Genomic DNA, 7,584 nt, shown 5'->3' on the forward strand with positions numbered 1-7,584 from the left:
TTTCTATTTTCCGATAAATAAATTAAACTGATCATGAAAAAAACCTTTACCCTAGCTGCCATTCTAATTTTATTTGCCCAAGTTTCTTTTTCCCAAGGTCTCCATGTTTTATCTCAAAGGGAGCAAGCTGAAGTGATTGATCAATGGCTTGAAGAAAGGATAAAAACGCTTTTGCCATCCCTGATGGATAGGGCTGATATTGATATGTGGGTCATTATTTCAAGGGAGTACAATGAAGATCCTGTTATCAGGACATTTTTGCCTGCTACCTGGCATGCTGCAAGGCGAAGAACCATCTTGGTTCTTTATAAAGCACCAAACAGTCAGGAGGTGGAAACTTTGGCCGTAGCCAGGTATGATGTCGGTAAATCATTCAAAAAAGCCTGGGATCCCGAATCCCAACCGGACCAATGGAAAAGATTGGCTGACCTGATAACCGAAAAAAATCCAAAGAAAATAGGTCTGAATATCGCAAAAGATTATGGCCATGCCGATGGTCTGAATGTTACAGAATACAATACCCTTTTGGAATATCTTCCCAAAAATTATCATTCAAGGATAACCTCCGCACAAAGCTTGGCCGTAGGATGGCTGGAAACAAGAATACCCGCTGAAATGGCAACATACAGGCATATACAGGCTATCGCAAACCAAATCATAGCGGAAGGTCTGTCAGAAAACGTGATTACTCCCGGAGTGACCACGACTGATGACGTGGTATGGTGGTATAGGGAAAGAATCAAAGAATTAAAGCTTGACACTTGGTTTCACCCTTCTGTCGACATTCAAAGACCTGACCCGGATTCTCAGGAACATTTAAGGTCATTTGCTGTGAAGGCGGATTCGGAGGTCATTATGCCGGGTGATATCCTTCACATGGATTTTGGAATCACCTATCTGAGATTGAATACAGATACCCAACAACTGGCTTATGTACTCAAACCCGGTGAGGATGATGTGCCCCAATATCTAAAAGATGCCCTCAAAGTAGGCAACAGGCTTCAGGATATACTTACTTCCCAATTTGTGACAGGAAGAACCGGGAATCAGATCCTGAGAGAAACAAGGAAAATCATGGAATCCGAAGGCATTAATGGAAGTATTTATTCCCATCCGCTCGGTACGCATGGCCATGCTTCAGGGCCGACTATTGGTATGTGGGACAACCAAGGTGATACAAAAGGAGCGGGAGATTATCCTATATACCCAAATACTGTATATGCCATTGAGCTGAATGCTGTTGTGTTTGTCAATGAGTGGAATAATGATGTGAGGATTATGCTGGAAGAAGGTGCTTTTTACGATGGTCAAAAAGTAACTTATCTAAATGGCAGGCTGCTGGATTTTATGACTATCCCAAGGAAAAGCAGTCATTTGGGAAACTAAATTATTTATTGGTTATAGAAGAATAAAATTTCTCAAAATCCTTTTCCTCCGGTACCTCATCTACTTGGATCAATATCCCCTTTATGATCAAAAAATGTCCTAAGGAATAGAGGAGGGTTATAACCGCAATATTCATCTTATTTTCAGCATACATATCAAAACCGGTGACCACATCGCTGATGTAAAAACATAATACCCCGGATATCACTTTGAAATAGCTTTCTTTCGAAACATAAAATCTTCTATTGAGCGCCATAATCAATGCTGCTGTCCCAATAATAGCATATATCAAACTTGGAATCATAAATTCTCCCGTTTTTGGAAGAACAATTATAGAACTGAACAAAACCGAAATAAAAGCCAATGCCTCCGGCCATCTTTTATATAAAGGAGGGTGCGAGGTGTTTTTGTTGATGGTAGCAGAATAGTAAAATAATAGTCCGTAGCAAGTTTGTGCCGCTATAAATGTGCAAATACCAATGGTATTGAACAGTGATTTTTCTATCGGAACAGAGAATAAAATATCCCCTAAAAAAGCAAAAAAAGTGGCAATCAACATGAGGGGTATTAATGGATGAAAGCTGCTTTTGAATTTCCCGATTAGTCCGAAAATCAGAACAGGAACAATAAATAAATTGAGAATGTAATAAGCGCCTGAAAAGCCCAATAAAATGGAAGCCACCGCAAGCGACACGATCAAAAAATAGATCAAAGTCAATCTACTATTCCAAGCTAACATTAGAGTCTATATTTAAATAAATTTAAATGTAAATGAATAACTCAGAATAAAATATACTTTTTATATAAAAATTTAAGTGTAAAAATTATAAATGACTTGAATTACAAACTTTTATACTTAATTGCTATGGTTAAGTATTATTTATAAAATTGCTTTAAAAAATTGAATTTTAATTTATTAAGGTTTTAATACCGGTATTTCTTTATTTTTTGGAATTGTCAAAAGAAAGAAAAAAGCCAAAATTGAAGTTGCCGCCCCGAGTGAAAAAACCAAAGCAAAATTTTCAACATTATTGGCAAAGACAAATCCGGACACCAAGGCCCCTATTCCTATTCCTGCCTCCAATGCAATATACATCGTCGCCAACGCCCTGCCCCTGAAAGCATCCAATGAAAGGTCTATGGTCCAAGCTGAGATGGTAGGGGAGTTCATTCCCACCGAACAACCGAAGACCACTCCTCCAAGAAGGAATACACCCTTACTTTCAGCAAAACCAATAATTAACATGGATAGGGCCATAGACAATGTGGCGACCTTCATGACAGGTACTCTGCCATATTTATCCGAGGCCCGTCCTGCAATGATTCTGATGCCCAATGAAGAAAGGGTAAAGACTGCAAAAAATAATCCTTTGTTTTCTATTCCCAAATGAGTAGAATAATCAGGAATAATGGTCAGGATTACTCCAAAAGAAAATACTGTTAGAAATAGTACAAAAGAAGGTTTAAGTACCCTTTTCTCAATGATTTCGTAGCGGTGCAGTTTTAATAATCTTGGATGAAATTTTACTTTGTCCTCGACTGTTTCTTTAAGTCTGATCAATATAAGAATGGATAAAAATGCTGTAAAGGATGAAACATAAAACAAGGGCTGAATTCCCCAAATGATACTGATATATCCACCCAATGCAGGTCCTGCCGCCATTCCCAATGATCCGAACAATGATTGTAGTCCCATGGCTTCTCCTCTTCTGTTGAAGGGAACAATGTCAGCAACATAGGCTGAGATACCGGTGGGTGTAAATCCTGTAGAAAATCCATGAACAAACCTCAGCAACAGGAACCCGGCTACACCGGTAATCACAGGATACATGAGACTTACCACCAAACAGACCAAAGCCCCAAAAATCATGACCGGAATTCTGCCTATTTTATCAGCCAGTTTTCCGCTAAAGGGTCTTGACAATCCCGCAGATAAAGTAAAAAGGGAGATGATCAAACCTTTGAAATCTTCGCCACCAAGTGAACTGATGTAGGAGGGGAGTTCAGGAATGATCATGTTGAAACTTGCAAAAAACAAAAATGAGCTTGCACACAAGAAGAAAAAATCAAGTGTGAAAAAAGGTGGTAGAATTCGCATACTGTGATTTTTATAAAAGAAACCTTTTTAAGCTGACTTGCTTTAAAAGGTTTCTTTTGGAATTATTCATCTTTCTTAGCTTCTTCTTCACTTTGGGCAAGAAGGAAAGCTTTGATGAATTCATTTAGTTCGCCGTCCAAAACACCTTGTGTATCTGAAGTTTCGTATCCGGTTCTTGCATCTTTCACCAATTTATATGGATGGAGGACGTAATTCCTGATCTGGGAACCAAAATCTATTTTCATCTTGCCGGATTCGATTTTTGCCCTTTCGGCATTTCTCTTTTCCATTTCCAATTGATACAGTCTTGATTTCAACATCTGCATGGCCTTTTCACGGTTGGCCAATTGGGATCTTTCAATCTGACATACCACCACGATTCCGGTAGGTTTATGGGTCAGTTGTACCTTGGTCTCCACCTTGTTCACATTCTGACCACCGGCTCCTCCCGACCTTGAAGTATGCAGTTCAACATCTCCGGGATTGATGTCAATTTCAATGGTATCGTCTACCACAGGATAGGCATAGACTGAAGCAAATGAAGTATGCCTTCTGCCGTTACTGTCAAAAGGAGAAATCCTGACCAATCGATGTACCCCTATTTCTGACTTCAAAAAGCCATAAGCCAAAGGCCCGTCAAATTCCAAGGTCACGGATCTGATACCGGCCACATCACCTTCCTGCAGATCAACTTCACGGACTTTGTAACCATTCTTCTCACCCCACATGATGTACATACGCATCAGAATGGAAGCCCAATCATTGCTTTCTGTACCACCTGCCCCGGGATTGATTTCCAGCATGGCGCTGAGTTGATCTTCATCATTGCTGAGCATTTTTTTGAGTTCAAGCTCTTCTACTGCTTTCAGGGTCTTTTTAAAATCGGATGTCATTTCTTCCTCAGAAACTTCATCTTCAGAATAAAAATCAAAAAGAACCTCAAGGTCCTGGACAAGAGTTTCAACTTTTTCGTAAGCGTTGGTCCAGCTTTTTTTCAATTGGATATGCTTCAGGCTCTTTTCAGCCTCTTCGGGATCATTCCAAAAGTCAGGCTGTGCAGAAACTGCCTCCAAATCTTCTATTTCAGCTATATTCTTATCGTAGTCAAAGATACCTCCTCAAAGCCGAAACGCGGGCTCTCAAGTCTTTCAACTGGTCTGATGTCATAATTTCTTTAGTTTTTTTGAGGTGCAAAAGTCGTGAAAAATATACTTTAAACCTATTTTCTTTTCAATCTCCGTAAAGTATTACCAATTGTATTTTGTTATTCCCCTGATGTTTAAATTCCTTATATTGAAGCTTTGAAATCAGATAGCCTGCCCCGAATAAACCTACAGATAATCCAAGGCTATTACTTGTCTGCGAAAGATCCCCATAATGATAGAGGCTATTGATGATTCCACCGGTAAAAAATATCAAACCTGCACCCATGCCCAAATAAGAAAGATTCTTTAAGGTGCTGTTTCTAGGGTCTTTGTGTCTGACATATACTGAGGTAATATCTTTTGGCTGTAAAATATTTTCGGATAATACAATGATATCATTTTTGATATCCACAATGATGTCCGTTATATAAAAGTCATAGGTAGTCGACTTATAGGTGAATTCTTCCCCGATTTCAAATTTTAACCGTGTTTTTTGGTTGGATCCCTTTTGCAGTAAAATAAACTTTTGTCCAAAGCCATCTGTGCTGATTAAAATCAAAAATAAAAAGCAAACACCAAATGTTTTTAAATTCAAAATGGACTTTCGCATCTTAATCAGACTAAAGGTTTTAATTTTTGAATATAAGGAATTTTACAAAGCAAAAGACCAACCATGGGGGTTGGTCTTTTGCATCATTTCAGATTGGATAACTCCAAAGAGCGTATAGGGTTATAACTTGATAATCCAATTATGGTTGTCTTTTACTTTGCCGTATTTTATGTCATCCAAAATCTTCAACACCTGTAAAGAGAATGAATCTACAGGTTTTTGAGGCATTTCATAATCAACCTCATTGACATGGATTTTGGAGATATGGGCGATCGTAGCCGCAGTGCCTGTACCAAATGCTTCTTGAATACTTCCGGTCTCTAATGCTTCCTGCAATTCAGCAACAGTCAAGAACCTTTCTTCCACCTCATATCCCATTTCCTTGGCCAAGGTAAGCACAGAATCCCTTGTGATACCTTTCAGAATAGTACCCGTATGGGTTGGTGCAGTAATCAATGTATTGTTGATCATGAACATCAGGTTCATAGTGCCACTTTCCTCAATGTATTGATGGCTCTTACTGTCAGTCCAGATAAGCTGATCGTATCCTTCTTTTTGTGCCAGGAGTGCTGGATACAACGAACCTGCATAATTACCGGCAGCTTTAGCAGCCCCGGTTCCACCTTCAGCAGCACGGGTGTATTTTTGTTCTACTTTGACAGTGACTGGTTTTGCATAATAATGGCCTACCGGGCAAGTGAAAATCATAAATTTATATTTCTCAGAAGGTCTGATTCCGAGGTAATCATCAGTGGCAAAAATAAATGGGCGGATATATAAAGAAAAGCCGGGCTTATTGGGAATCCAGTTCCTGTCAAGATCCAACAACTGCATCAACCCCTCCATGAACAATTCTTCCGGAACTTCCGGAATACACAACCTTTTGGCAGATTCGTTCAATCTTTTTTGGTTGGCATCGGCACGGAACAGGAGTATTTCACCATCTTCGTTTTTGTAAGCCTTCAGGCCTTCAAATACAGACTGACCGTAATGTAAAGTAGCATTGGCCGGGTTAAGTGCCAAGGGTGCATAGGGCTCAATTCTGAAATCAGTCCATTCACCATTGATAAAATCCGCCACAAACATGTGGTCACTGATGGTTTTTCCAAATGTCAGATTTTCAAAATCTGTTTTCTCAATTTTCGACTCTTGGATTTTGGTGATGTCGATTTGTAGTGTAGCTTTCATACTATTATAATCTTGGCTTCCAGGTTACTTCTTCTACTTCCAGTTCTTTGGCGATCAATCTTCCCAAAACAAAAAGATAATCAGAAAGCCTGTTTAAATATTTTATAATGATGTCATCAACCTGTTCTGTTTCCATCAGGGCGATTACACACCTTTCGGTTCTTCTGCAAACTGTACGTGCCAAATGGCAAAAAGAAACCACTTGATGTCCCCCGGGTAAAATAAAATTTTTCAGTAGAGGAAGTTCTTTTTCCATAAGGTCAATTTCATTTTCCAAAAGTTCCAGGTCCTCCTCATGCAGATCGGGTCTTTTCACACTTTTATTCCCGGGTTCAGTGGCCAGTGTTGCCCCAATTGTAAAAAGCCGGTCCTGCACTTCCTTGAGTACTTCACTTCTTTTATGGTTGATCTCTTGGTCTTTGAGTAAACCTATAAAACTATTGAGCTCATCCACTGTGCCATAGGCATCAATCCGTAAATTGGATTTGAGAACACGCCTTCCGCCCAACAAAGAGGTGGTACCGGTATCACCGGTCTTTGTATAAATTTTCATGAATTTCCCCCCAACTTTAAAATACAATTGCTGAATTGTTTCAGCAAAAATAGTAATCTATTTGCAAAAATATAATGATTTCTATTCTGCCACCAACATGGATTGACCTCTGGTAGGATTCGTGTTTAAGGAATCTGTTTCAACAAGACCATCCCTTAACCTTACAATCCTATGGGCATAATGTGCGATATCGTCTTCATGCGTGACCATAATAATGGTATTGCCTTTTTGATGCAATTCATGAAAAAGTTCCATAATACTATAGGAGGTCTTGGAATCAAGATTACCGGTAGGTTCATCAGCCAAAATGATACTTGGGTTGTTGACCAAAGCCCTGGCAATGGCCACTCTTTGTCTTTGTCCACCTGAAAGTTCATTGGGTTTGTGGAGTACCCGATCTCCCAATCCCACACTTTCCAAAGTATGAAATGCCTTTTCTTCACGGTCGGATTTGTTGAAACCTGCATAAATTAATGGTAAAGCCACATTGTCAAGGCATGTTGCTCTTGGCAATAAATTGAATGTCTGGAAAACGAAGCCGATCTCTTTGTTCCTGATTTCAGCCAGTTCATTCTCTGACATGTCACTTACATCTTTTCCATTT

8 protein-coding genes are annotated in these 7,584 nt (G+C 39.4%); 1 reads left to right on the forward strand and 7 read right to left on the reverse strand.

The annotated features are described in order from the left end of the window. Positions 1–33 precede the first annotated feature (33 nt). On the forward strand, positions 34–1,386 hold the full coding sequence (locus ACEW8O_RS15820; protein ID WP_373495594.1) for a M24 family metallopeptidase: 1,353 nt from the start codon (positions 34–36) through the stop codon (positions 1,384–1,386). Between the two features lies 1 nt (position 1,387). Here ACEW8O_RS15820 and ACEW8O_RS15825 read toward each other — a convergent pair whose 3' ends face one another. The 7 genes from ACEW8O_RS15825 to ACEW8O_RS15855 all read right to left on the reverse strand — a co-directional run. Next, on the reverse strand, positions 1,388–2,125 hold the full coding sequence (locus ACEW8O_RS15825; protein WP_373495595.1) for a lysoplasmalogenase family protein: 738 nt from the start codon (positions 2,123–2,125) through the stop codon (positions 1,388–1,390). A gap of 177 nt (positions 2,126–2,302) precedes the next feature. Further along, positions 2,303–3,484 carry an MFS transporter gene (locus ACEW8O_RS15830; protein WP_373495596.1) on the reverse strand — a complete coding sequence of 394 codons (1,182 nt, stop codon included), beginning with the start codon at positions 3,482–3,484 and terminating at the stop codon, positions 2,303–2,305. Positions 3,485–3,546: 62 nt separating this feature from the next. Continuing rightward, a protein-coding gene (prfB, locus tag ACEW8O_RS15835) for a peptide chain release factor 2 (RefSeq protein ID WP_373495597.1) occupies positions 3,547–4,651 on the reverse strand; the annotation gives its coding sequence in 2 pieces (ribosomal slippage) (positions 3,547–4,590 and positions 4,592–4,651; 1,104 coding nt in all). A 63-nt stretch (positions 4,652–4,714) separates the two neighbouring features. After that, a complete protein-coding gene (locus ACEW8O_RS15840) occupies positions 4,715–5,239 on the reverse strand; it encodes a hypothetical protein (protein WP_373495598.1) in 525 nt (174 codons plus the stop codon). 120 nt (positions 5,240–5,359) lie between these two features. Then, positions 5,360–6,427, reverse strand: coding sequence for a branched-chain amino acid aminotransferase (locus ACEW8O_RS15845; RefSeq protein WP_373495599.1), 1,068 nt, complete (start codon positions 6,425–6,427; stop codon positions 5,360–5,362). A 4-nt stretch (positions 6,428–6,431) separates the two neighbouring features. Continuing rightward, positions 6,432–6,980 (reverse strand): cob(I)yrinic acid a,c-diamide adenosyltransferase, encoded by a 549-nt coding sequence (locus ACEW8O_RS15850; RefSeq protein WP_373495600.1) that lies wholly within the window; start codon positions 6,978–6,980, stop codon positions 6,432–6,434. Between the two features lie 81 nt (positions 6,981–7,061). Further along, a partial coding sequence (locus ACEW8O_RS15855) for an ABC transporter ATP-binding protein (RefSeq protein ID WP_373495601.1) occupies positions 7,062–7,584 on the reverse strand: 523 nt, incomplete at its 5' end.

The sequence above is a fragment of the Aquiflexum sp. genome, assembly GCF_041749095.1.
In the GTDB taxonomy this organism is placed as follows: domain Bacteria; phylum Bacteroidota; class Bacteroidia; order Cytophagales; family Cyclobacteriaceae; genus Aquiflexum.